Origin of the sequence: Geoalkalibacter ferrihydriticus DSM 17813 (genome assembly GCF_000820505.1) — a bacterium.
Taxonomy (GTDB): domain Bacteria; phylum Desulfobacterota; class Desulfuromonadia; order Desulfuromonadales; family Geoalkalibacteraceae; genus Geoalkalibacter; species Geoalkalibacter ferrihydriticus.
In genome coordinates this window covers 920,073-942,358 of sequence record NZ_JWJD01000001.1, presented here as the reverse complement: position 1 = coordinate 942,358, position 22,286 = coordinate 920,073, and the positions used below count along the sequence as shown (strand labels likewise).

General features: G+C 58.4%; 15 protein-coding genes. 11 read left to right on the top strand and 4 right to left on the bottom strand.

From position 1 onward, the window contains the following. Nucleotides 1-13: 13 nt before the first annotated feature. The 7 genes from GFER_RS04430 to GFER_RS04400 all read left to right on the top strand — a co-directional run bounded on the left by GFER_RS04430 (nt 14) and on the right by GFER_RS04400 (nt 10,309). A complete protein-coding gene (locus GFER_RS04430) occupies nt 14-841 on the top strand; it encodes a mechanosensitive ion channel family protein (RefSeq protein ID WP_040096407.1) in 828 nt (275 codons plus the stop codon). Nucleotides 842-893: 52 nt separating this feature from the next. Beyond that, nucleotides 894-2,816: a biosynthetic arginine decarboxylase gene (speA, locus tag GFER_RS04425; RefSeq protein WP_040096405.1), complete on the top strand. Its 1,923-nt coding sequence runs from the start codon at nt 894-896 to the stop codon at nt 2,814-2,816. A gap of 139 nt (nt 2,817-2,955) precedes the next feature. Beyond that, nucleotides 2,956-3,534 (top strand): TetR/AcrR family transcriptional regulator, encoded by a 579-nt coding sequence (locus GFER_RS04420; protein ID WP_040096403.1) that lies wholly within the window; start codon nt 2,956-2,958, stop codon nt 3,532-3,534. A 44-nt stretch (nt 3,535-3,578) separates the two neighbouring features. Continuing rightward, nucleotides 3,579-5,144, top strand: coding sequence for a TolC family protein (locus tag GFER_RS04415; RefSeq protein WP_040096401.1), 1,566 nt, complete (start codon nt 3,579-3,581; stop codon nt 5,142-5,144). Beyond that, a complete protein-coding gene (locus GFER_RS04410) occupies nt 5,131-6,237 on the top strand; it encodes an efflux RND transporter periplasmic adaptor subunit (protein ID WP_040096398.1) in 1,107 nt (368 codons plus the stop codon). The genes GFER_RS04415 and GFER_RS04410 overlap by 14 nt, the downstream gene beginning before the upstream one ends. Nucleotides 6,238-6,248: 11 nt before the next feature. Next, complete coding sequence (locus GFER_RS04405; RefSeq protein ID WP_052445953.1) at nt 6,249-9,377, top strand: efflux RND transporter permease subunit; 3,129 nt, start codon at nt 6,249-6,251, stop codon at nt 9,375-9,377. Between the two features lie 164 nt (nt 9,378-9,541). Continuing rightward, nucleotides 9,542-10,309: a porin family protein gene (locus tag GFER_RS04400; protein ID WP_052445952.1), complete on the top strand. Its 768-nt coding sequence runs from the start codon at nt 9,542-9,544 to the stop codon at nt 10,307-10,309. 62 nt (nt 10,310-10,371) lie between these two features. Here the strand turns inward: GFER_RS04400 and GFER_RS04395 are convergent, their stop codons facing one another. Beyond that, the gene (locus GFER_RS04395; protein WP_040096396.1) at nt 10,372-11,340 is read right to left on the bottom strand and encodes a transposase; all 969 of its coding nucleotides are present in this window, start codon (nt 11,338-11,340) and stop codon (nt 10,372-10,374) included. A gap of 138 nt (nt 11,341-11,478) precedes the next feature. Between GFER_RS04395 and GFER_RS17475 the strand changes: the two genes are divergently transcribed. From GFER_RS17475 to GFER_RS04380, 3 genes are read left to right on the top strand one after another with little or no spacing between them, the layout of a single operon-like run. Next, on the top strand, nt 11,479-13,509 hold the full coding sequence (locus tag GFER_RS17475) for an ATP-binding protein (protein WP_052445951.1): 2,031 nt from the start codon (nt 11,479-11,481) through the stop codon (nt 13,507-13,509). Beyond that, nucleotides 13,502-13,918 carry a response regulator gene (locus GFER_RS04385; RefSeq protein ID WP_052445950.1) on the top strand — a complete coding sequence of 139 codons (417 nt, stop codon included), beginning with the start codon at nt 13,502-13,504 and terminating at the stop codon, nt 13,916-13,918. The genes GFER_RS17475 and GFER_RS04385 overlap by 8 nt, the downstream gene beginning before the upstream one ends. Further along, nucleotides 13,915-15,297: a sigma-54-dependent transcriptional regulator gene (locus GFER_RS04380; protein WP_052445949.1), complete on the top strand. Its 1,383-nt coding sequence runs from the start codon at nt 13,915-13,917 to the stop codon at nt 15,295-15,297. The genes GFER_RS04385 and GFER_RS04380 overlap by 4 nt, the downstream gene beginning before the upstream one ends. A gap of 116 nt (nt 15,298-15,413) precedes the next feature. On the opposite strand, the gene GFER_RS04375 is transcribed toward GFER_RS04380, so the two are convergent. Both GFER_RS04375 and mntA read right to left on the bottom strand, forming a co-directional pair. Beyond that, nucleotides 15,414-15,824, bottom strand: a complete 411-nt coding sequence (locus tag GFER_RS04375) for an HI0074 family nucleotidyltransferase substrate-binding subunit (RefSeq protein ID WP_040096394.1) — start codon at nt 15,822-15,824, stop codon at nt 15,414-15,416. Beyond that, nucleotides 15,784-16,122 carry a type VII toxin-antitoxin system MntA family adenylyltransferase antitoxin gene (gene mntA / locus GFER_RS04370; protein ID WP_052445948.1) on the bottom strand — a complete coding sequence of 113 codons (339 nt, stop codon included), beginning with the start codon at nt 16,120-16,122 and terminating at the stop codon, nt 15,784-15,786. Before mntA ends, GFER_RS04375 begins: the two co-directional genes overlap by 41 nt. Nucleotides 16,123-16,959: 837 nt before the next feature. Here mntA and GFER_RS04365 point away from each other — a divergent pair. Then, on the top strand, nt 16,960-19,212 hold the full coding sequence (locus GFER_RS04365) for an OmcA/MtrC family decaheme c-type cytochrome (RefSeq protein ID WP_040096392.1): 2,253 nt from the start codon (nt 16,960-16,962) through the stop codon (nt 19,210-19,212). Between the two features lie 727 nt (nt 19,213-19,939). Here GFER_RS04365 and GFER_RS04360 read toward each other — a convergent pair. After that, nucleotides 19,940-22,249: a hypothetical protein gene (locus GFER_RS04360; RefSeq protein ID WP_040096389.1), complete on the bottom strand. Its 2,310-nt coding sequence runs from the start codon at nt 22,247-22,249 to the stop codon at nt 19,940-19,942. Between the last annotated feature and the right edge of the window lie 37 nt (nt 22,250-22,286).

Here is a 22,286-nt window from a genome sequence, read left to right as displayed (position 1 = left end):
AGGAGAAAATGGAATGGAATTTTCGACGGATAAACTCATCGAACTGGTCCAGGCATGGGGTCTGATGGCCCTCATGGCCATCGTGATCTTCATCATCGGTCGCATTCTGGCGCGTGTGTTGCGCAATTCCCTGCGCGCCGGCATGCGGCGGGCCAAGGTTGAAGAGACCCTGGTGTCCTTCGCCGGCAACATGACCTACGCTCTGCTCATGGTGATGGTGATCATCGCCTCTCTCAATCAACTCGGCATCCAAACCACCTCATTCATCGCCATTCTCGGTGCCGCGGGTCTGGCCATCGGCCTGGCCTTGCAGGGTTCGCTGGCCAACTTTGCCGCCGGCATCCTGATGATCATCTTCAAACCTTTCAAAGTCGGTGACTTCATCGACGCCGGCGGGACCATGGGAACCGTTGAGGATATTGAGATCTTCACCACCAGGATGCGTACCCCCGACAACAAACAAATCATCATCCCCAACAACCAGATCACCAACGGCAGCATCACCAACTTTTCGGCCAAAGAAACCCGGCGCGTCGATCTGGTGGTGGGAGTCAGCTACAATGACGACCTGAACAAGGTCAAGGCCGTTCTCAAAGACATTTTGAGCCAGGACGAGCGCGTGCTCGAAGAGCCGGCGCCAACCATCGAGGTCTTGGCCCTGGGCGAAAGCAGTATCGATTTCGCGGTACGCCCCTGGGTGAAATCGGGCGATTACTGGCCCCTGTTTTTCCATCTCAACAAAACCATCAAGGAGCGCTTCGACGCGGAAGATATCTCCATTCCCTTCCCGCAGCGCGACGTCCATCTCTATCAGGTCAAAGGCGGCGACGCCGCCGCTTAATCCATAGTATCCGGCAATGCGGGCCGGCCCGCGCCGAAGGAGAGCTTTGCCCATGACCCCCAAAACCGCCCCTTCCTGGACCCATGAAGATTCCGCGCGGCTGTACCGCATCCATGATTGGAGCGCCGGCTATTTCGATGTGACGGAAAAGGGTGATGTCGCCGTCAAGGTGGCTTTTCCCTCCGGCGATGTTCGCGTGTCGCTCATGGATATTGTCGCCGGCGTCAACCAGCGCGACTTGCAGATGCCCGTGCTGCTGCGTATCGAAAACCTGCTCGACAGCCAGATCGCCCTGCTCAACGAATCCTTTCGCGCCGCCATCGCGCAACAGGGATACCGCGGCATCTACCAGGGGGTCTTTCCCATCAAGGTCAACCAGCAGCGCAACGTCATCGAGGAAATCGCCCGCTTCGGCGCGCGTTACAACCACGGGCTGGAAGCGGGCAGTAAAGCTGAACTCATCGTCGCGCTTTCGGCCCTCGCCGGCAGCGAAGGGCTGATCGTGTGCAACGGCTACAAGGATCCCGAATTTATCGATCTCGGCCTGCGCGCGCGCAAGCTCGGCTACCGCTGCGTGTTCGTCATCGAAACTCCGACGGAGTTGCCCATCATCCTTGAGCGCAGCCACGCCCTGGGCATCCGCCCGTTGATCGGTGTGCGCGCCAAGCTGGCCACCACCGTCGGCGGTCACTGGAACAAGACCAGCGGCGATCGCAGCATTTTCGGCTTAAGTACCAGCCAGCTCATCGAGATCGTCGATGCCCTCAAGGAACACAACCTCCTCGACTGCCTGCAACTGCTGCACTGCCATCTGGGCTCGCAGATTCCCAACATCCGCGATATCCGCCAGGCGGTCATGGAAGCCTGCCGTTATTACATCAACCTGGTGCAGGAAGGCGCGCCCATGGGCTTTCTCGACCTCGGGGGCGGTCTCGCGGTCGACTATCTTGGCTCAAAAACCAACAACGTACTGTCCATGAACTACAGCATGGATGAATACTGCGCCGACGTCGTCGAGGTCATCATGCAGAGTCTCGACGCCCAGGAAGTCGCCCACCCGACCATCGTCACCGAGTCGGGGCGTTCCACGGTCGCCTATTATTCGCTGTTGTTGTTCAACATTTTCGATGTCACCTACTTCGAACCCGCACCTCTGGAACAGGCCCCGGCAGAAGAAGAGCACACCCTGGTCCACAGCCTGTACAGCGTGCTGGAGCGCTTCAAACCCGCCAAAATCCAGCAAAGCTACAACAACACGGTTTTTTATCGCGATGAAATTCGCGAACTGTTCAAGCGCGGCCAGATTTCTCTGCGGTCGCGCGCCCTGGCGGAAAACCTGGTGCTGGAAATCTTCCGGCGCATCGTGGTCTCCCTCGAAGATGCCGACGAAATGCCGCCGGAACTCGAAGGCCTGCGTGAGCAGTTGGCCGATATCTATTACGGCAACCTGAGCATCTTCCAGTCGCTGCCCGACGCCTGGGCCATCGATCAGGTGTTTCCCGTGATGCCCATTCACCGCCTCAACGAACGACCGACGCGCGAAGCCATCATCGCCGATATCACCTGCGACAGCGACGGGCGCATCGACCATTTCATCGACCTTCACGGCACCCGCAACACCCTGCCCCTGCACCCCATCAAGGCTGATGAAGATTACTATCTCGGCGCTTTTCTGGTCGGCGCTTACCAGGAAACCCTGGGCGATCTGCACAACCTCTTCGGCGACACCAACGTCGTGAGCATTCGTGTCAATGAGGACGGCAGCTTCGATGTCACCCGCGAAATCCAGGGGGACAGCATCGCCGATATTCTCGGCTACGTGCAGTACAATCCCAAAGACATCTTCGAGCGTTTTCGCGATACCGCGGAAAAGGCGGTGCGCCGTGGCGCCATCAGCGTGCGCGAGCGCCAGGAGATTCTCGAACGCTTCTCTGCCAGCCTGCGCGGCTACACCTATTACGAAACCGACGCCTGAGCCGCTCTGTGCCGGCAATTCTCAGGGCCCGCCTCTATAGAGAGGCGGGCTTTTTTTATCGGCGGACCGGAAATTGTTGACAGGAACGGTATCCATTCACCATACTGACTGACCAGTCACTCAGTCCAAGAGGCCCCTCATGTCACGCAAAAGCGCCATCCTCCTCGCAGCGACCGATCTCTTTGCCGAAAAAGGTTTCAACGAAACCTGCACCGCCGAAATAGCCGCGCGCGCCGGCGTCGCTCAGGGCACCCTGTTCTATCACTTCAAATCCAAAGAGGGGGTACTGCTGGAAGTTTTCACGGACATCATGACTCCCTATCTGGCGGGACTGGAAAAGGCCCTGGACGCTGCCGAAAGCGGTCGGATCACCCTTGAGAAGATGCTGCGCTTTCACTTTCGTTTTCTCGGCGACAACACCCAACAACTGCTGGTGCTGATCCGCGATTTTCCCTGCCATCTGCTGCGGGACGACTGCCCGCAACGCATCCTGGTCAGAGAGCAAATATTGCGCATGATTGCGCTCTTGCAGGACTGTCTGGCCCGCGGCGCCCGCGATGGCTCCTTGCAGGTCGGCGACCCCGGGGCCACTGCCTTGCTGCTGCGCGGACTGCTCTCCGGATTGACCCGCCAGCAACTGCTCAGTCCCCTCGACGTACCCGATCTCAGCGAGGCGGCGGTGGCTTTTTGCCTGCGTGCCCTCGATCCGACCGGCTGAAGGCGGGCGGTTTTGACCTTTTCATCACACAGGGATTTTGGTTCATGCTGCGAATACTCACGATTCTGTTGATCCTGCTGGGCAGCCCGAGCCTGGCCGCGACCGCTGAGGTCACCGCGGAGCACCTGTCTTTGCAGGAGGCTTTGACGCGCGGCCTGGAGCGCAACTTCAACCTGCTCATGGAGCAGCTCAACATCCCCATCGGCGAACAGGACGTCATCACCGAGGATGCGCGCTTTGACCCCGTGACCCAGGCACGGCTCAGCACCAGTTCGCAGCGCACCCCCAACGCCTCGGCTCTGGCCGGCGACGACTATGCACGGCGCCGCGATCACGGCGCCGCAGCCTCGCTGAGCAAGGAATTCCATAGCGGCCTGGATGCACGCCTGAGCCTGGAGACTGCGCGCCTGAGCACCAATTCAACGGTGGAAGGCCTCAATCCCCAGTACCGCTCCTTTCTCTTTCTCGACCTCAACCAACCGCTGTTGCGCGATTTCGGCACCAAGGTGAACACGACCGACCTGCGTCTCGCCGACAACCGTCTGCGCCAGGCACGTCTCGACTATCTCGATCAGGCCCAGCGGCTGGTTGAGCAGATTGAGCTTGCCTACTTCGACCTGAGCCGCACTCTGGAGATTCTGCAACTGCGCATCGAAGCCCGCGAACTTGCACGCGAGCTGCTTGAGGCCAACCGGGAGCGATTCGAAGCGGGCATTGTCCCGGTCACCGAGGTGCAGGAAGCCGAAACAGCCATTGCCGGGCGCGATGAGCAGGTGGTGTTTGCCCGCCAGCAGGCTGAAGCGGCGGCCCATCGGCTCAGACAGCTTCTGGCCATTGGTCGCGGCGATCCTCTGGCCATGATCGAGCCCGCCACCGACCCCCTGGAGGCCATCGACCATGACTGGCCCGAGGCCGATGAAGCACTGGCCACGGCCCTGGCGGCACGACCGGATTTCAAGCGCCAACAACTCGAGGTCACCGACCGCAACATCCGCCTGGAATTTTTTGCCAACCAGAAACTGCCGCGCCTTGATTTGGAGGCGACCTTCGGCATCAATGGCCTCTCGGGTGAAGAACGCGCCGTCGCCTTTACCGACGGCAACCAAGGCAATCCCAATCGCGGCGACTACTGGCAATCCCTCGACCGCATGAGCCGGGGCGACGGCTATGAATGGTTCACCGGAGTGCGTCTGATCTACCCCCTGGGCAACCGCGCCGCCGAAGCACGGCATCGGCGCGCCGGCCATGAACAGCGGCAGGCCATCTACGGCCTGAAGGACCTGGAGAACACCATGGAGGCCGAAATCCGCAATGCGCTCACCGCCGTGGTACGCAGCTTTGAACGGGTGCAGGTAGCCGATCGCTTCCAGCAACTGGCCGACACCACGCTATCCCAGGAAACGGAGCGGCTGCGAGAAGGGCTCTCGGACACCTTCCGCATTCTTGATTTTCAAGACAATGTCATCGAAGCGCGGGTGCGCAAGACCAATGCGCGGATCGACTATCACCAGGGGCTGGCCGGTCTCTACCGCGCCATGGGGACCAACCTCGAACGTCACGGCATTCTGCACGACCCTGCGTTGAAGGAGATGGTTCATGTTCAAAACTGATCGAATCCGGCTGCCCCTGTTGCTCCTCGTCGCTGTGGCAGTTCTGTCGACCGGCTGCAGCGACAGTGACACCCAGGACGTGCGGCAAGAATCACCTGCGGTGCCGGTGATACTCGGCGAAGCGCAGACCCGCAGGGTTGAACTGATCCTGGAGCAGGTCGGTACCCTGGCGGCAAACCAGGACGTGACTCTGCGCGCTGAGAGCGAAGGGCGCGTGGTCAACATCGCATTTCAGGAAGGCCGCGAGGTGGCACGCGGCGATTTGCTGGTGCAACTCGACAGCGAGCGTATCGAAGCCGCCATCCTCAGCCTGCAGGCGCGCATGGCCGAACTCAACGCACGCCTGCACAACCAGCTTCGCACCCTGGAGCGCAATCGCCCCCTGGTTGAGCGCAACCTGATTTCGCAACTGCAATTCGACAACCTCGAAACGGAAATCCTCGAAACGCGCTCACAGATCGACGGCGTGCAGGCCAATCTCGCCCAGGAACGCACCCGCTTGGCCGACACTCGTATTCGCGCACCCTTTGCCGGGGTGGTCGGCGCGCGCACCCTGGGGGTCGGCGACTACCTGCGCCCCGGCGATGCGGTGGTGAGCGTGGTCGATCTCGACCCTCTGGAGATCTCCTTCCAGGTGCCCGAGGCACTCAAACCCAAACTCTCCCTCGGCCAGGGGGTCAGTCTGCGCGTCGCCGCCTATCCGCAGCAAGTGTTTGAAGGTGTTATCAGCTTTATCGCCCCGCGGATCGACATCAGCACACGCACCTTTCAGGTCAAAGCCCAGATCGACAACGCCGAGCGCCTGCTCAGTCCCGGCATGTTCGCGCGGGTCGAAGTGATCACCGACGTCTTCGAGCAGGCTCTTACTGTGCCCTGGGAGAGCGTCATCCGCACCGAGGAAGACACCTACGTATATACCGTAGAGGACAACCTGGCGCGACGTGTTCCGATTCGCCTGGGGCGCATCACCGCCAATTGGGCACAGGTGCTTGAAGGCGATCTGGCGCCTGGCGCGCCGGTGATCCTCGAAGGCAAGTTCGCGGCGCGCGACGGCATGCGCGTCGCTCCACAAACCGTGACACCCCGGCAGTAAAAGGATCGTTTATGTTCCTGTCCCACATCTCCATCAAGCGGCCGGTGACCGCGACCATGCTGGTCGCCGCCCTGGTGATTTTCGGCCTCATCGGCCTCTCGCGGCTCGGCGTGTCTCTGTTTCCCGATGTCGACTATCCCATGGTCACCGTGACCACGGTGTGGGACAACGCGCGCCCCGAGGAAGTCGACAATGAAATAACCGATCAGCTCGAAGACGCCATCGCCGGCGTGAGCGGCATCAAGCACATTATCTCGCAGAGCATGGAAGGCCGTTCACGGATTACCGTGGAATTCGAGTTGCACAAGGATCTCGATATCGCCGCCCAGGAGGTGCGCGACAAGGTCTCCGCGCGCCTGCGGCGCCTGCCGAGCGATGCCGACGTGCCGGTGGTGGACAAGCTCGACATCAACGCCCAGCCCATCATGTGGCTGGCGGTAACGGGCCAGCGCGCCATCGAGGATCTGACCCTGTTGGCCAACGAGCAGGTACGCCCGATCCTGCAGAAAATCGACGGCGTGGGCGAGGTGCGCCTTGGCGGCGCCCGCGAAAAACAGGTTCATGTCCGCCTTCTGCGCGAGCGATTGGCGGCTTACGGCATCGGCGTCGACGAAGTGATCGATGCCATTCGCCGCCAGCATGTGGAAGTGCCGGGCGGCAAGATCGAATCGGCCGAAAAAGAATTTTTGATTCGCACCGTCGGCGAATTCGAAACGCCCGAGGAATTCAACAACGTCATTGTCGCTCATCGCGGCGGCACCCCGGTGCGTCTCGGCCAACTCGGCTACGCCGAAGCAGGCCGCACCGAAGACCGTCCAGCGGGACGCTTCACCAATCGTGATGGCGTCGAGCGTACCGCAGCCCTGGGCATCACCCCGCGCTCGGGCGCCAACGAGGTGGCCATCGCCCGCGAGGTGCGCGCCCTGCTGCCCGAAATCCGCGCCGGACTGCCCGAGGGCATGGCCATTCATGTGGCCACCGACACCACGCGCTTCATCGAGCAATCCATCGACGAGATTAAATTTCAACTGGTGCTCGGCGGACTCGCCGCGGCGTTTGTCATCCTACTGTTTTTGCAGAACATCCGCACCACCATCATCAGCGCCATCGCCATACCGACCTCTATCATTGCCACCTTCGCCTGCATGTACGCCATGGGCTTTACCATGAACAACATGAGCATGCTCGCCCTGGTGCTTGCGGTGGGTCTGGTCATCGACGACGCCATTGTCATGGTGGAAAACATCTTCCGCCACCGCACGGCCTTGGACAAAGGGCCGATGCTCGCCGCATACGATGGCTCAAAGGAGATCGGCTTCGCCATCATCTCCACGACCCTGGCCATGGCCGGCGTTTTTCTTCCAGTCGCCTTCATGGGCGGAATGATCGGCCGCTTCTTCTTTGAATTCTCCGTCACCGTGGCCTTTGCCATCGCCTGCTCGACCTTTGTCGCCCTGACCCTGGTGCCCATGCTCAGTTCGCGTTTCCTCAAGCGCGGGTCGCCCAACCTGCAGGTTTTCCGTGTATTCGATCGCGTCATGGCCTGGGCGGCGGATTTTTACCGGCGCTGGATGCGCCGCTTTCTCGCCCATCGGGTGCTGGTGATGCTGATGGCCCTGGTCGCCCTGGTCGCCGGTGGCTGGATGTTCAACATCCTCGGCAAGGAATTCATCACCGAAGAGGATCAGAGCCGCTTCGTGGTGCGCCTGCAAACGCCCCTGTCCTACGCCGTCGACAAGACCGACGAGGTCATGCAGCGGGCCGAAGAGCGCATGCGCGAAATTCCCGAGATCAGCCATTTCTTTAGCTTCACCGGTTGGGGCGGTGCCAACCGCGCCACCGCCTTCGTCACCCTGGTGCCGAAAAGCGAACGTGAGCGCACGCAGCGCGAGATTCAGACCGAAGTACGCCAGATCCTGCGCCAGATGCCCGATGTGCGCGGCAGCGCCACGCCCATCTCGCCCCTGGGCGGCGGTCAGCGCAACGAGGACATCCAGTTCGTCATCCAAGGCCCTGATCTCGGCGAGATTGACCGCATATCGCGCGAGGTCATGAATCGTCTCGAAGAAACCGCAGGGTATTCGGGCATCACCCGCGACCTGGAAATCGGAAAACCCGAAGTGCGGGTGCGCATCGACCGGGAAAAGGCCGCTGAAGCCGGTATCAGCGCGCGCGACATTGCCACCGCCGTCGGTGCGCTGCTCGGCGGCGTCGACGTCGCGACCTATCGCGAAGGCGGTCGCAGTTACGACGTACGTCTGCGCCTGCTGGCCGAACAACGCGTGCTGCCCACCGACATCGAACGCATTTTCCTTCGCGGCGGCGACGGCACGCTGCGCGACATCAGCAATTTCGCCAGCATCGAGGAAGGTGTCGGCCCCAGCGTTATCAACCGCCTCGACCGCCAGCGCTCAGCCACCGTCTATGCCAACCTCGAAGGCGGCAAAGTCCTTGGCGCCGCCATGCCCGAGGTCATGGCCATCGCCGGCGAAATTCTCCCCGAAGGCTACACCACCAAATTCTCCGGCGCCGCCGAAACCTTTCAGGAAACCGGCCAGTACATCCTGTTCGCCTTTCTGCTGGCAATCCTGCTCACCTACATGGTGCTGGCCGCTCAATTCGAAAGTTTCTCTCAGCCCTTTGCCATCATGATGGGCCTGCCCCTGTCCTTCCTCGGCGCTTTCGGGCTGCTCTGGATCATGGGCAACACCTTCAACCTGTTTTCCATGATCGGTCTGGTGCTGCTCATTGGTCTGGTCACCAAAAACGGCATCCTGCTCATCGACTACACCAACCAGTTGCGGCGTAAAGGCATGGACGTTCACGACGCCCTGGTCGAAGCCGGCGCCACGCGCCTGAGGCCGATTCTCATGACCGCCATCTCCACCATTGCCGGGGTGCTGCCCGTCGCCATCGGCTTTGGCGAAGGCAGCGAAAGCCGCCAACCCATGGCCGTCGCCATTACCGGCGGGCTGCTTTCCTCCACCTTTCTCACCCTGGCGGTGCTGCCGGTGATGTACTCCTATCTGGATCAGGCGGGACGCTGGTCACTGCTGGAGAAGTTTAAGGGATGGCTGATTGCGCGGGATGAAGGGGAAAAAGATAAGCCTGCCGAAAAAGGGCACGGGAAAAGGATTTAACCGTCATATAGCCAAACCGCCTCTGACTGAAACGCGAGCGCCTCCCACAGAGCCTCGGTTTTCTCCCAAGACTTCAAGAGCCTGCCCAATTGCGCAGGCTCTTTTTTTATGGTGCGAGTATTGCAGATCAACGCTGCAATTCACTGATGACAAGGAGACGACCCATGATGCGCTTCGCTTATTCCACGCTCGCCTTGAGCCTGGTCTTGCTGTTGGCGGCAATCCCCGCTACGGCCGATGAATTAATTTCCGTCAAAGGCGGCTACCTGGTCCTGAGTCCCAGCGGACAGTTCGCCGGAAACACCGGCGGTACCGGCACCCGCATCGACATGGAAAAGGATCTCAATCTCGACGACAGCAAAAACATCACCCTTGAAGCGGCCCTGCAACTGGGCAACTTTCGCCTGTCGGCCGGCTATATGCCCTTGAGATTCAGCGGCGATGGCGTTTTACAGCGCGACATCGTCTTCAATAACACGCTCTTTGAAGAAAACGTCCAAGCACGCAGTGACGTGGACATCGATTTTTATGATGTCGGATTGACCTGGTACCTGATCAATTTCGACAACCTGCCGGTGCGCATCCAACTCGGTCCGGAAATCGCCGTCAAGGTTGTGGACGCCGACCTGTCCCTGACCTCTCCGCAGGCCGGACAAAGCGAGAGAGTTTCCGTCACGGCGCCACTGCCGACCATTGGCGCTCGCGCGCGCATCGCGCTGGCCGACTTTCTTGGCGTAGCCGCCAGAATCGGCTATATCGAATACGCCGACAACAGCTTTCTTGATGCCGATGTCCAGGTCGAATTTTCACCGGTGCCCTTTTTCGGTGCATTCGCCGGCTATCGCCACTTCGAACTGCAGATCGACGAAAACGACGTCTATCTCGACACCCAACTCGTCGGACCCTACGCAGGCCTGTTTCTCAGATTCTGAACCAACAATCGCCTCCGCCAATCAGGCCCGAGGCGATTACCCGACGATCCCGGGGACGTTGTTTACCCGTCAACTAATCCCAAGAGACCCAAATTTTTCCGCACAACCTCGGCGCCCCGTACCGCCGCGCGACTCACCCCGGCCCGTCCCAGGTTGACTTGCTCACCAACCCGGACGCCACTGTGCCCCGCCTCACGGACGGCAAGAAAACAAACGACGCTGCGCGCTTTGGCGATCTGCGTTGTCCGGATGTTTTTCCCAATATCCGCTGGATCGACACCGTAATACTCACAGACCCGCCGCACAATGTCCTCGACAGGTGCGCGCGCGACCGGTTGAACGGCAAAAGCCTTTTGTTCACGCAGCTTTTCCAGAAATTTCTCATCGCCAAGGATTCGTTGATCCTTGAGGACGTCGCCTTCCGCGCGCTCATCACCGCCAGCCCGTTTGCCGACCAACTCCGCGCGCCGCCCCATGTCGAGCCCATCGGCGACAAACTCACGATACTTCTCGCGCCCCCGCGACCGTTCCTCGGCAAACAACCCCAGCACTTCATCAACCACCTGACCGGCGAATTCGCCCTGCCCCATCAGAATCCTGTGCCCCGTCCAAGGATAGAGATCCAAGGCTTCCAGATCATTGACCACTGCCGCACGCAGAGGGTTGAGATGAATATAGCGGATGAGTTCAAGCAGGTAGGCGTTTTCGTCGCAGACGATAGACTGGTAGCGATTCTGGAACAAATGCCCCGAACGCTCATGCCGACGATTAAAATAGATGGCGTAACCGGTCAAAAGCCGCCGCATGAGATGCGAAAGACCGCGCGCGCCCGGACGCAGCAACAGGTGAAGATGGTTGGGCATAAGCGCCCAGGCAAAACACACCGTCTGCGTCTCCACCAGCAATTGCGAAAGACGGTTGAGGAATTTTCGCCGGTCATCATCGTCGACGAAAATATCGCCGCGATTGACACCGCGCACCATGACGTGCTGGAGGATATCTGGAATATCTAATCGCGCAGTTCTCGGCATGCGGATACAGTTAGCACAAATATGTTTTAAGCGCAACAGATAAACAACGTCCCTGGAGATGCCTTGACAAAGGGAGCGCTGCTGACTTAAATTTGTTCAACATTCGAACAACTTTCGTTATGTCAACAGGCCTCCCCTATGCTCGAAAAAAATATCCGAAGACAGGTTCTGGTCCCCCTCACCCTCACTTTCATCATTCTCATCAGTGCATTTCTCTATACCAGCTACCGCATCCGCGCGCAGGACTACGCCAGCGGGTTAGCCCACCGCCATCAACGGGTGCAAAATCTTCTGGACGGCCTTGTAGCCTCGCGTGCTCAGGCGATGACGTCCACGGCGGGATTCATCGCCGAGCAACGACGGTTTCAAGACGCGATGTTCGCCAGGGATCGCCAGCGCCTTCTAGAGCATGGCGCGGCGCTTCTCCCGCGCCTCCATAACCAACAGCAGATCACGCATTTTTATTTCCATGATGTGCAGGGACAAAACTTTTTACGCGTCTACCAGCCCGACAACATCGCGGACACCCCCCAGCGCTTTACCTTGCGACGTGCCATGGAGCAAGGGACACCTGAGGCGGGTCTGGAGCTGGGCGGCAACGGGACGTTTACCCTGCGTCTGGTTTTCCCCTGGCTGGTCGAGAACGAATTGCTCGGCTACATCGAGCTTGGCCAGGAAATCGACCCCATCCTCCAGGAGCTTAAGGATATTACCGAAATCGACTTCATCCTCGCCCTCGATAAACAATATCTGGACCGCACGTCCTGGGAGGAAGGCATGGCACTGTTGGGCCGGCGCGCCGACTGGGATCTGCTCGCCGACAGAGTCCTCATCGACCAAACGGTTCCAGTGACTCCGGCGGTCGCAGCCGAGATGCTGTCCGGCGATGCGATCTACCAGGCGCAAGGCGCACAAATCAACGCCAACGGCCGCATCTTTCGCGGGCGCGCCTTTCCCCTGGCCGATGCGGCGCAGCACACCGTCGGCGACTTTATCCTGCTTAAGGACATGACCGGAGAAATCGCCGCCTTTCGCACCTTCGTCGCGCAGATCACCTCCTTCAGCCTGCTGTTGAGCATCGCCCTGTTTGCCTTTTCCTACCGGGTGCTGGGGCGCGTTGATGTGCGCTTGACGGAATCGCGTCGCAGGCTGCGCGAAGAGTTCGACAACCAGACGCGCACCAACGCGCAACTGGAGAAGGAAGTGGCCGAGCGACGCCGCGCCGAGGCGGACTTGACACGCCTGAACGAACACCTGGAACACCGCGTAAACGAGCGCACCAGCGAACTGCGCGCCATGAATCTCGAACTCGAAACCGGCCGCAAAGCCCTCGAGGACGCCTACAAGAACCTTCAGGCGCAACAGGCGACTATTCTGCAGCAGGACAAAATGGCCAGCATCGGCCAGCTTGCAGCCGGCGTCGCCCATGACATCAACAACCCCATCGGCTTTGTTGCGGGAAACATCGAGGTGCTTGCCGACTTCTGGCAAAAAGTTTCCGCGTATCTCGCCATTCTGGATCGCGCCCTGCGCGAGGCGGCCACGCCCGAAGAGCTTGGGCGGGTCGCGGCCGAACGTGAGTCGCTCAAAGTCGACTACGTGTTCGAGGAATTGCCTGCGGTCCTGGCCGAGTGCCGGGAAGGCACCGAGCGCGTCAATAAAATCGTTCTCAACCTCAAGGGCTTCTCACGCCACGATGCGCCCGAGGGACGCCTTGCCGACCTTCACGAATGTCTGGACAGCACCCTCGGCATCATCCGCAATGAATTGCGCTACAAGGCCGATGTCACAAAGGAGTACGGCGACATCCCTGAAATCTTCTGCTATCCCCAGCAACTCAACCAGGTTTTCATGAATCTGCTCATCAACGCCGCCCAGTCCATCGAGCACTGGGGCGAAATCACCATCCGCACCTGGGCCGACGACGCTCAGGTCTGCGTTGCCATCGGCGATACGGGCGCCGGCATCCCCAAGGAACAATTAAGCAAGGTCTTCGAGCCGTTTTTCACCACCAAGGAGGTCGGCGTCGGCACCGGTCTGGGTCTGAGCATCGTCTACGACATCGTTAAGCACCACGGAGGCGATATTTCCGTGGAGAGCGAACCCGGCAAGGGCAGCGTCTTCACCATCCGTCTGCCGCGCCGCGCACAGAGGCCCGCGCATGCCTGAGACGCTGCGCCTGCTCTGCGTGGATGATGAGGCCAACATCCTCAATGTCCTCAAGCGGCAACTCTTCGCGTCGGACATGGAGATCCACACCGCGCTGAGCGCAAGCGAGGGGCTTGAACTCTTGCGCAGTCTGCCGCCCGTCCACATCATCCTGTCGGACGAGCGCATGCCCGGCATGGGCGGCACTGAATTCCTGCGCGAAGCGCGGCGCATTCGCCCTGATGCCGTGCGCATCATGCTGTCGGGATTCGCCGATGCCGCAAGGGTCCGGCAGTCCCTAGAAGACAACCACCTGCACCTGTTTTTGCGCAAGCCCTGGCGCGCCGAGGAACTTCACCAGGCCCTGACCCAAGCGAGAAAACTTTTGGCCGATGGCCGGAAGCACCCCTCCCTGAAAGGCGACTCATGAGCGACAAGAAGGCCACTGAGCCACATCCCGACAAAACCCACATTCTTTACGTGGATGATGAACCGGCCTACTGTCGCCTATTTCGCCGCGCCCTGAGCGACGACACCCGCTTTCTCGTCACCACCGCGGAAAGCGGCGAGGAAGCCTTGCGACTGCTGCACGAAACAACCGCCGACATCGTCATCACCGATCTTCTCATGCCGCGCATGGACGGGATGGAGTTGCTGCGCCGCATCCGCAAAAGCAGCCCCGAGACATTCGTGCTGATCCTCACCGGGGTCGATTCGACAAGCGAGGCGGTCAAAGCCATCAAGGCCGGCGCCTACGACTACATCCTCAAGCCGCTGGACATGACCATGCTGCGGCGCCAACTGGACAAAATCCTTCAGCACAAACAGCTGCTGCGTGAATCGTCCCTGGTGCCCGACAAGAAATTTCGCTTCGAAAACCTGGTCGGCCGCGATGCGGCCATGTACGAGATTTTCGAAAAGATCGGTCACCTGGCGCAAACCGACACCACGGTTTTGATCCACGGTGAAAGCGGCACCGGCAAGGAACTGATCGCCGAGGCCATTCACGCCCGCGGCGTGCGCCGTGACAAGCCCTTCATTCGCGTCAACTGCGCCGCCCTCACCGAAACCCTCATCAACAGCGCCCTGTTCGGGCATGAAAAAGGCGCCTTTACCGGAGCCACCGCACGCAAATCGGGCTTTTTCGAAGCCGCTTCAGGCGGCACCATCTTTCTCGACGAAATCGGCGACATTCCCATCCAAACGCAGGTCGCGCTACTGCGCGTGTTGGAACTGGGCAACTTTCAACGCGTCGGCGGCACGGACACCATCCAGGTCGACACGCGTATCATCTGCGCCACCAACCGCGACCTGAGTTCGGCCATCAAGGACAAATCCTTCCGCGAGGATCTCTACTACCGCATCAATGTCGTCTCACTGACCGCGCCCCCGCTGCGCGCCCGCAAGTCCGACATTCCCCTGCTGGCTAATTTCTTTCTCGACAAGTACCGCCGCGAAACCGGCAAAAACGTCACCGGCATCTCCAAGGCCGCCCTGGCGCTGCTCTGCGACCACGACTGGCCGGGCAACGTGCGCGAGCTCGCCAACACCCTGGAGCATGCCGTGGTGTTCTGCCAGGGTCGTCAAATCCTGCCCGCGCACCTGCCCGAAAGCATCCGAATCGCCGACCAGGGCCAATTCAGCCTGACCCTTCACGACAGCTCCCTGGCCGGCGCCGAGGCCGCCCTGATTCGCCGCGTCCTCGAATCAAAGGATTGGCACCTCTCCCACGCCGCGCAAGCTCTGGGTATCGCGCGCGGCACCCTGTACAGCAAAATGGAAAAGCTCGGCATCCGCAAACCGCACTAAGGAATCAGAAGGAAGGGGATACAGAACGCCACGCACAGAAAATCAGCAATTAAACAACGTCCCTTTTTCTCATGCCATCTTCGGTTCCAGAAAATCCGCCACGCGTAGGTTCCCCCCTACGCTTCCCCATCCCGATAAGAGAAACGATCAGCCAAAAACCTGAAAGTTTTCTGCAACTCGGGGAAATATTGGCGGATATGCGCGTAGATGCGACGTGCCGCAGCCTCATCATATAGATGCGAGGTTCCATTTCGATCGCGCAGCATTTGCAGCCAAGCGGTCTCGTCATTGATCCAGTGCGCAGCGAAGGCCTTTTGCAAAGCCTCGCGTGGTGTATTGGCGGTTATCCCATCAACAGCCAAAAGCCGCTTCAGTGTTTTCCAGTAGAGTTCGATGACAAATTCAAAGCGCTGGATGGTACCGTCGACAACCAAGGAGTTGGTGTCCGGTTCACGCAAGGCTTCGTCAAGCCGCTTGAGCGCCTTCTCAAGATTTGCCAGTCCCTGAATCGCTTTCTGATCGTTCATAGAGAACCTTTCCCTCCTTGCGAATTTGCGCTTGCAAACCCTCTCCGGCCTCATCCAGCCTGACCAGGTCAATTGACAGGAGTGATTCAGCCTCTTCCATCAGATCAACGATCTCAAGCCATCGGCGGCGAGTCATCGTGGGCGCGCTAATGGCCAGATCGATATCGGAGCGGCTTTGCGCATCACCGCGCGCCCGCGATCCGAAAAGGATAATACGTTCAACTTCCGGCACCTGCGCAATCCGGGCGACCCGTTCCGTTAAAGCTTTCGGCAAGACTGGGGGTATGCTCTGCGGCATAGATGATCCTTAACCAGCGCAACGCGTTTCAACAATTAAACACCGTGCCGATTTCGGCACGATTCACAGTGGTTTTCCTGTCACCGTAGTACAGAGTCCCGGGACTGCCCTTGCCCTATTTCTGGTTAAAGCGAACAGTAGCGTTGTTATTTTTGCCGCACTTCTTACCCCTTTTGACGAATTCGTAGCCATTCATACTTTAAGTTTTCGGACAAAACAGTTGGAATGTCAAACGATAGAATTATCAGTGCATCCAATCTGTGAGATTAACGCAAAACGCCCCTCTTGTCATTTACTGAAGGGAAGGGAAAGTCAACAGTTTAACAACGTCCTTAGCTTCTCCAGGGGGGGCCAGGTCTCCTGCCGTCGCCGGATCTTGAACAATCCTAACTTCTTCGCGTCATGCGTTTGTGCGCACCTGGATGGTGTGCACAAACGCTGTCGGATTCTGAACAAAAGCCCAAAAGCCGCCTGACACGGAAAGGTTAAGGTTTTTTCCTGAATTTGCAATAATGCGCTCGCCTCTCCCGCCCATTTCTGAACATTCTAATCAGCCATCCCTGCCCAAATGTCTCTAAACTACTGGTTTTGTGGGGTTTTTTCTTTGGCACCCCACTTGCTTTTCTAATTTTAGTTCTATCATAAACGCTATTTACCTGACCGCTGGCTTAAAGGTAAACAACCTGACTGTCAAACAAAAGGAGGTGAGTCGCGACTGCTTTTCCCCCAACCACCCCGCGTGTTCGGACCATTCTCACAACTGCGCGGGTTGCACGCTGATTTGTCAGCTTTTGAAGAGGACAAAAAGAGATTCAACCCACACATGGAGGCAAGTGCATGAAGAAGTATTGGACATTGAATCGCTATTTGCTGATCCCGTTTTTCGCGCTCAGCCTGGCGTTGGCCGGCTGCTCGGGCGATGATGGGTCCATGGGGCCGCAAGGACCGCAGGGTGAACCCGGCGAAGATGCGACCACCATTCTCCCCGGGCCTGGCATCCCGCAAGCATTTGACGTACCCGCGCACGCTCTTAGCATCACCGCGCCCATTCCTGCAACCGTTGAAGAAATCACAATTAACAACGGTGAATTCACCCTTGACTTCACAGTCGATGGCTTGGCGGATCCCAGCCGCGTGCAGGCCGAATTCACCATTGCAAAATGGGTTGAAGCTGAGAATTCCTGGATCAGCATGCTGCAGCGCAATCGGATTTATGCCACCGGCGATACGAATGTGGTTCGCGCCGGCAATCTGCGGGTGGAAGGTGCCAATTTTATTTCTGCAAACCCTGATGGGTCGTTCAGCTATACCTTCGTCCATGGTGGCAACAACATAGACTTTACCGCTGGCGCCTACTGGACCCACAATCCTCCCCCCACAGACACTCCTGACACTGCCTACAACGCGTTTGTTCAGGGAATTCTAACTAGCATCGCCACCAATGGTGACTGGGATGAAGACGCCGTCTATCGCGTCGGCGTCACCAGCCGCCAAGGCGAACGATTCACCGCCATTGCTTATGTAACCGGTGACGGCACACCGATAGCAGTTGAAGATGCCCCCCAACAGATCAGCGCAGATACGCTTCTTTCATGCCTGGACTGCCACGGTGATCGCGGCAATGACCAGACAACATTCAGTGCGCACAGCAACCGTCGCCACGATCCGCAACTGTGCACCAGCTGCCACAACGCCTACACCTATGACAGCCACAACTCTGAATCCGTGGTCAATGGCTGGGCCCATGCCGACATGATGAGCATCGTCCACAAGATCCATGCCGGAATCGATGGCTACATGATCGCCGTCACCGATTACAGCGGCGCAAACTTTCCCGACTGGCTTTTCGGCCGCTCCGGGAGTGGCGTCAATGGCACACAAAACTGCACCGCCTGCCATAAGGGCGCTGTGCCTGCGGATGGCCAGGAGTGGAACATAACGCATTCGGTGTTCACATGCGCATCGTGTCATGTTGGTGACACTCTGGCGGAAGCTTACCCGAGTTTGGTCGGCAGCGGCCCCCATGGCGACGATGACGTCCATAACTGTGCCGACTGCCATAGCACATGGACGGCCGACACATATCATGGCATTTCGCCGCGCATTGATGCTTTGGATACGGCCCGCAGCTATCTCATGGAAATTGTCAGCGTGGAAAACGCCGTCGCCGGCCAAGCCGCTCAGGTAACCTGGCGCGTACAAAAAGACGGTGACTACCAAAACCTTTTCACTGGCGGCGACACCTATCTCCAAGACGCCGTTCGCCTCGGTATCGGCTGGGGCTATGGCGACGACTGGACCAATGATGGGTCCGGGGCCATCAGCAACGGCGATGCGGGCCGTCCCTTCCAGGCCACTGCGAACGCTACGAATACCGCCCAGGGTACCGACAACACCTATGCGGTCACAACCTTTCCTGCACTTCCAGCGGCAGCATCCGAAGGACGCAACGGCTTTGCCGTGGTGGAACGTGGGCCGTCAGGCATCAACGCCAGCAGCGCCGTGAAAACCTTCATCCTAGGCGCGGGCGATGCGGAACTTGGCAACCGCCGCGAAATCGTATCCACCGAAAGCTGCTTGGCCTGCCACGCCACCATTGGCCGACACGGCACCTACGCCGATGTCGCCTCTGGCGTCACCTCATGCGTCACCTGCCACAACGCCGGCTCTCTCAGCCGCGACGCCAGTGTGGAACAGGGCACGGTTGATTTCATGTACATCGTGCATGCCATCCACGGCGTCGGGGAAAAGCGCAGCAAGTTCGACCGCCGCAGAGACCATGGCTACGATTATGTCACCTACCCCAGCACGGTGACCGACTGCACAGCGTGCCATGTCGGCGACAGCCATAAAGAGGTTGATTATGCTAAACGTCTTGGCGTCATTGCCAACGAAGGCAAAGACCTCTTCCTGGATGGCCAGGGTGTTAATTCACCCTATGCATCCGTATGCTACTCTTGCCACCAGGATGACAACGAAACCTACCGTGCGCACTTCCTGAGTATGTCGGCAAATATGCTCGGCAACGCAAATCACGCCGAGTACTTCGAAGGCCAGCGTGCCGAAACCTGTAGCCTTTGCCACTGGTAAGCTGACACCTAAAAACCGCGAGCCCGCATCGAAGGGGCAGCGAGACCAGTGCAGTAAAAAGCCCCGCTTCCTAGGAAGTGGGGCTTTTATTTTCCAGCCATATACCGAGGGGCAATCGATTGCCTACAATTGAAAACGCGCATCTCATCGTTTGGCTGCATACCAGACCCATTTGGCCGCATTCACCACTGGGTATCGCCTTGGCTAAGCTGCAGTGAATTGGCGGAGAACGGTGTAGGGTTGATAAGCATTCCGGTCATAAGAAGTGGTTTTCATTCAATATGGCGAAACAACTCTACCGAATGTTAGCAATCTCGGCATTGCTGAAAGGCAAAGCAGGTTATATTACGCAATGAGAAGGACACTTCTTGCTGCGCCCTTCAGACCCTGCCGTTGCCTGTAACAACTTGCGGTTCAGATTGCATTCCCCCTGGTCGAGGTGAAAAAAGACGCGTGCCCAAAAGTTCTTCCCTTGTATGCTCAGGTCGTATCAGGGCATAACTGGCAAACGCCCTGACAATATATACAACTCTCTTGCCCAGCAAAAAATTATTTGTATACGAAAGAGTTCCGGCAAGAAGCACTTCTCTTTTGATTTCACCATTCCCCGGCGCACAAAAAAACCCGCCTATAAAGCGGGTTGATTTTGCAATCTTTCATTTCAGGAGGAGGGAGGCTCCCTCCTCCTGAAATTCCTAACAATTATTAAGTTTAGCTTGTTTTTTCTTTAATTGATCGGTTCAGGCCTGTCCAAGCTTGTCCAACTTGAGAAACTGCCGAGGTTAAATCCGGGTGGGTCTTGATACTCAACCCCCAGACTTTCAATGGCATCGCGGAACATCTGATAGGCAAAGTTGCGGTTGTGCGCCCAGGAAGCCCTATCTTCATAGTAAAAAACCTTCCAGGTGGTTACCGCGTGCGCCAGTTCCCTGGTCGGCCAACCGCCCGCAATGGTGCGCTCTTTGATGCGGCTTTTGACCATGTCCTTACCGACAACCTCATCGAGTTCCGCATGAAGGGCGTCCAGGAACGCTGTCAAATTGGCATTGAACCCTGCGTTGACGGTGGCCATCAGCTCGTCATAAACCACGTCAATCAGCAGATCTGCCAAGGCCGTCACATTGCCTTTGGCGGCACGCTGGTTCCAGTCCTCGCCATGACAGGTCACGCAGGTGATGCCGTTGCGAATGTTCGGATTGCTCTCGCGGATGCTGTTGGTATGCACGTCATGGCAATCAAGACAGGTCGCACCGCCTTCAACTCCATAGGTAAACCCGCCGCCTACATCATTCGCCGGGTTGGCGCTGTGGGTGGTGCTCTTACCGCGGTAGGTCACACCTTCGAGAATGCCCTCATAGGTGGCCACCATCCCCGACTCATCCCCATAATATGTCGCAAAAATGGGGCTGTAGTGCAGATAAGAAATGTTGAAGTGGTTGGTCGGGCCTTCGGGCAGTGACGACACATCCACGCCAGGTGTGCGCCCTTTGTGACATTCGAAGCAAACCTGGTTTCTACCAAGTTCTTCAACCGGAACAACCTCACCGCTGTTGAACGCGAACTCATAGTTGGCGACAAATTCGCGTGGTGCGGTATCAGCAACGGTTGCCGGCCCCTCAATCTCAGTCATCGGGTGACAGGTCACGCAGCCTAGAGGATTCCAGCGTACACTGCCTAGGTCAGCTCTGCTGAGCCCGTTAACCACATTCGGCAATTGACGGCCTGTGTGGCAAGGAGTACAGCTATTTGCCGACTGCTCACGTGAGAAAGAGTCAGAAATATAATTGCCGTGGGTTTCTCCAACACCCTGAGCATAGGCAACAGCCTGGAAAAAGCTGTCTGCGTCTGTCAGAAAATTCTCGCCGAACTTGCTCGCGCTGTGCGGGTCATGGCAAGCAGTACAGGCATTTTCACTGGCGGGGTTGATATTGTAACCGGGGACAACGTAATTCAGGCCGTCCTCATCCTCTTCGTACATCGCAAACAAAGGCAGGTCGGCAGCGTTAGTGAAAATCTCTTTGTTGAGCAGTCCCTGGAAATGGGTGTCGACAATTGAGCGCTGCACCCTGACCGCACCGCCTGCGTGAAAGTTGTTGGCATCGGCATCATAAGTCTCACCGGCGTGATAGGTGTCGGCCAAGGTGTAGACATACATGCCGCCCTCGTTGTAACCAATGCCTGGGACGAACTCAAAATCAAGATTCACCTGATGGCATGCGGTGCAAAGATTGAATTCAGCAGAAAAAACAGTGCGTTGTGCTGGACCAGTGCCGCTAGTGGCCCCAGCCGGTGTGGCAATGACCTCGCCCAGGCCCAACAATTCACCGCTATGGGCATCATGGCAGGAGGTACAGGTCTTTACGCTAAGGTCAGTTGCAGTTCCTAGAGCGGTAAGCCGGCTTTCCAACCCCAGAACACCACTCCGTACCATCAGGTCGCGGGAGCCATCCTGTGCGATAGCATTCAAATAAAGCACAGCGCCTTCATGGCTATGGCAGGCGGCGCAGCTATTGGCCCGAGTCTGGGTATTGACGTTCGTTCCCGCATGGCGACTATCCAGAAACCGCTCAGAAATCAGGTTCGAAAATGGATTGTTCGCAAGATGACCTGCCAAACGCGGTGACAGTTCGGTGTGACACTGCGCGCACTGAGCCACGCCCGGCTCCGGAAAGGGCAAAGGCCCTAAGCCGCGATGAGCGCTGCCACCACCGTGACAGGCTTCGCAACCTACGACATTGGTTCCGGCAAGGCCAAATGCCTGCATGACTTCGGCGCCATCACCATCGGGATCATGGCAAGCCAGGCAGGCTCCGGTGGAACCTCCATAGCTGCCCGCCGCATGCTTGCTATCCAGCCACTTGGCAACCTGCGGCCCGCCGGCATGGCAGGTCGAACAGTTGAAAATACCAACTGTCTGCACATCCGCCGGATCAATAGGCTGAACATCCGTCCCCCCCGACCCGCTGCTGCCGCAGCCCCAGAGCATTGCCGCGCTGAGCAGCAATGCGGTGAGAAAAGCGAGTTTCCTTGTTTGCATTGTGTTACCTCCTCTGTGTGTGTGGCGGGAAAATCCC

Bases quoted from the DNA above. Each gene is read 5' to 3' on its own strand.
- GFER_RS04420 (WP_040096403.1), top strand. From the start codon at position 2,956: ATGTCACGCAAAAGCGCCATCCTCCTCGCAGCGACCGATCTCTTTGCC.
- GFER_RS04365 (WP_040096392.1), top strand. From the start codon at position 16,960: ATGAAGAAGTATTGGACATTGAATCGCTATTTGCTGATCCCGTTTTTC.
- GFER_RS04400 (WP_052445952.1), top strand. From the start codon at position 9,542: ATGATGCGCTTCGCTTATTCCACGCTCGCCTTGAGCCTGGTCTTGCTG.
- GFER_RS04375 (WP_040096394.1), bottom strand. From the start codon at position 15,824: ATGAACGATCAGAAAGCGATTCAGGGACTGGCAAATCTTGAGAAGGCG.
- GFER_RS04380 (WP_052445949.1), top strand. From the start codon at position 13,915: ATGAGCGACAAGAAGGCCACTGAGCCACATCCCGACAAAACCCACATT.
- GFER_RS04410 (WP_040096398.1), top strand. From the start codon at position 5,131: ATGTTCAAAACTGATCGAATCCGGCTGCCCCTGTTGCTCCTCGTCGCT.
- speA (WP_040096405.1), top strand. From the start codon at position 894: ATGACCCCCAAAACCGCCCCTTCCTGGACCCATGAAGATTCCGCGCGG.
- GFER_RS04405 (WP_052445953.1), top strand. From the start codon at position 6,249: ATGTTCCTGTCCCACATCTCCATCAAGCGGCCGGTGACCGCGACCATG.
- GFER_RS04385 (WP_052445950.1), top strand. From the start codon at position 13,502: ATGCCTGAGACGCTGCGCCTGCTCTGCGTGGATGATGAGGCCAACATC.
- mntA (WP_052445948.1), bottom strand. From the start codon at position 16,122: ATGCCGCAGAGCATACCCCCAGTCTTGCCGAAAGCTTTAACGGAACGG.
- GFER_RS04360 (WP_040096389.1), bottom strand. From the start codon at position 22,249: ATGCAAACAAGGAAACTCGCTTTTCTCACCGCATTGCTGCTCAGCGCG.
- GFER_RS04430 (WP_040096407.1), top strand. From the start codon at position 14: ATGGAATTTTCGACGGATAAACTCATCGAACTGGTCCAGGCATGGGGT.
- GFER_RS04395 (WP_040096396.1), bottom strand. From the start codon at position 11,340: ATGCCGAGAACTGCGCGATTAGATATTCCAGATATCCTCCAGCACGTC.
- GFER_RS04415 (WP_040096401.1), top strand. From the start codon at position 3,579: ATGCTGCGAATACTCACGATTCTGTTGATCCTGCTGGGCAGCCCGAGC.
- GFER_RS17475 (WP_052445951.1), top strand. From the start codon at position 11,479: ATGCTCGAAAAAAATATCCGAAGACAGGTTCTGGTCCCCCTCACCCTC.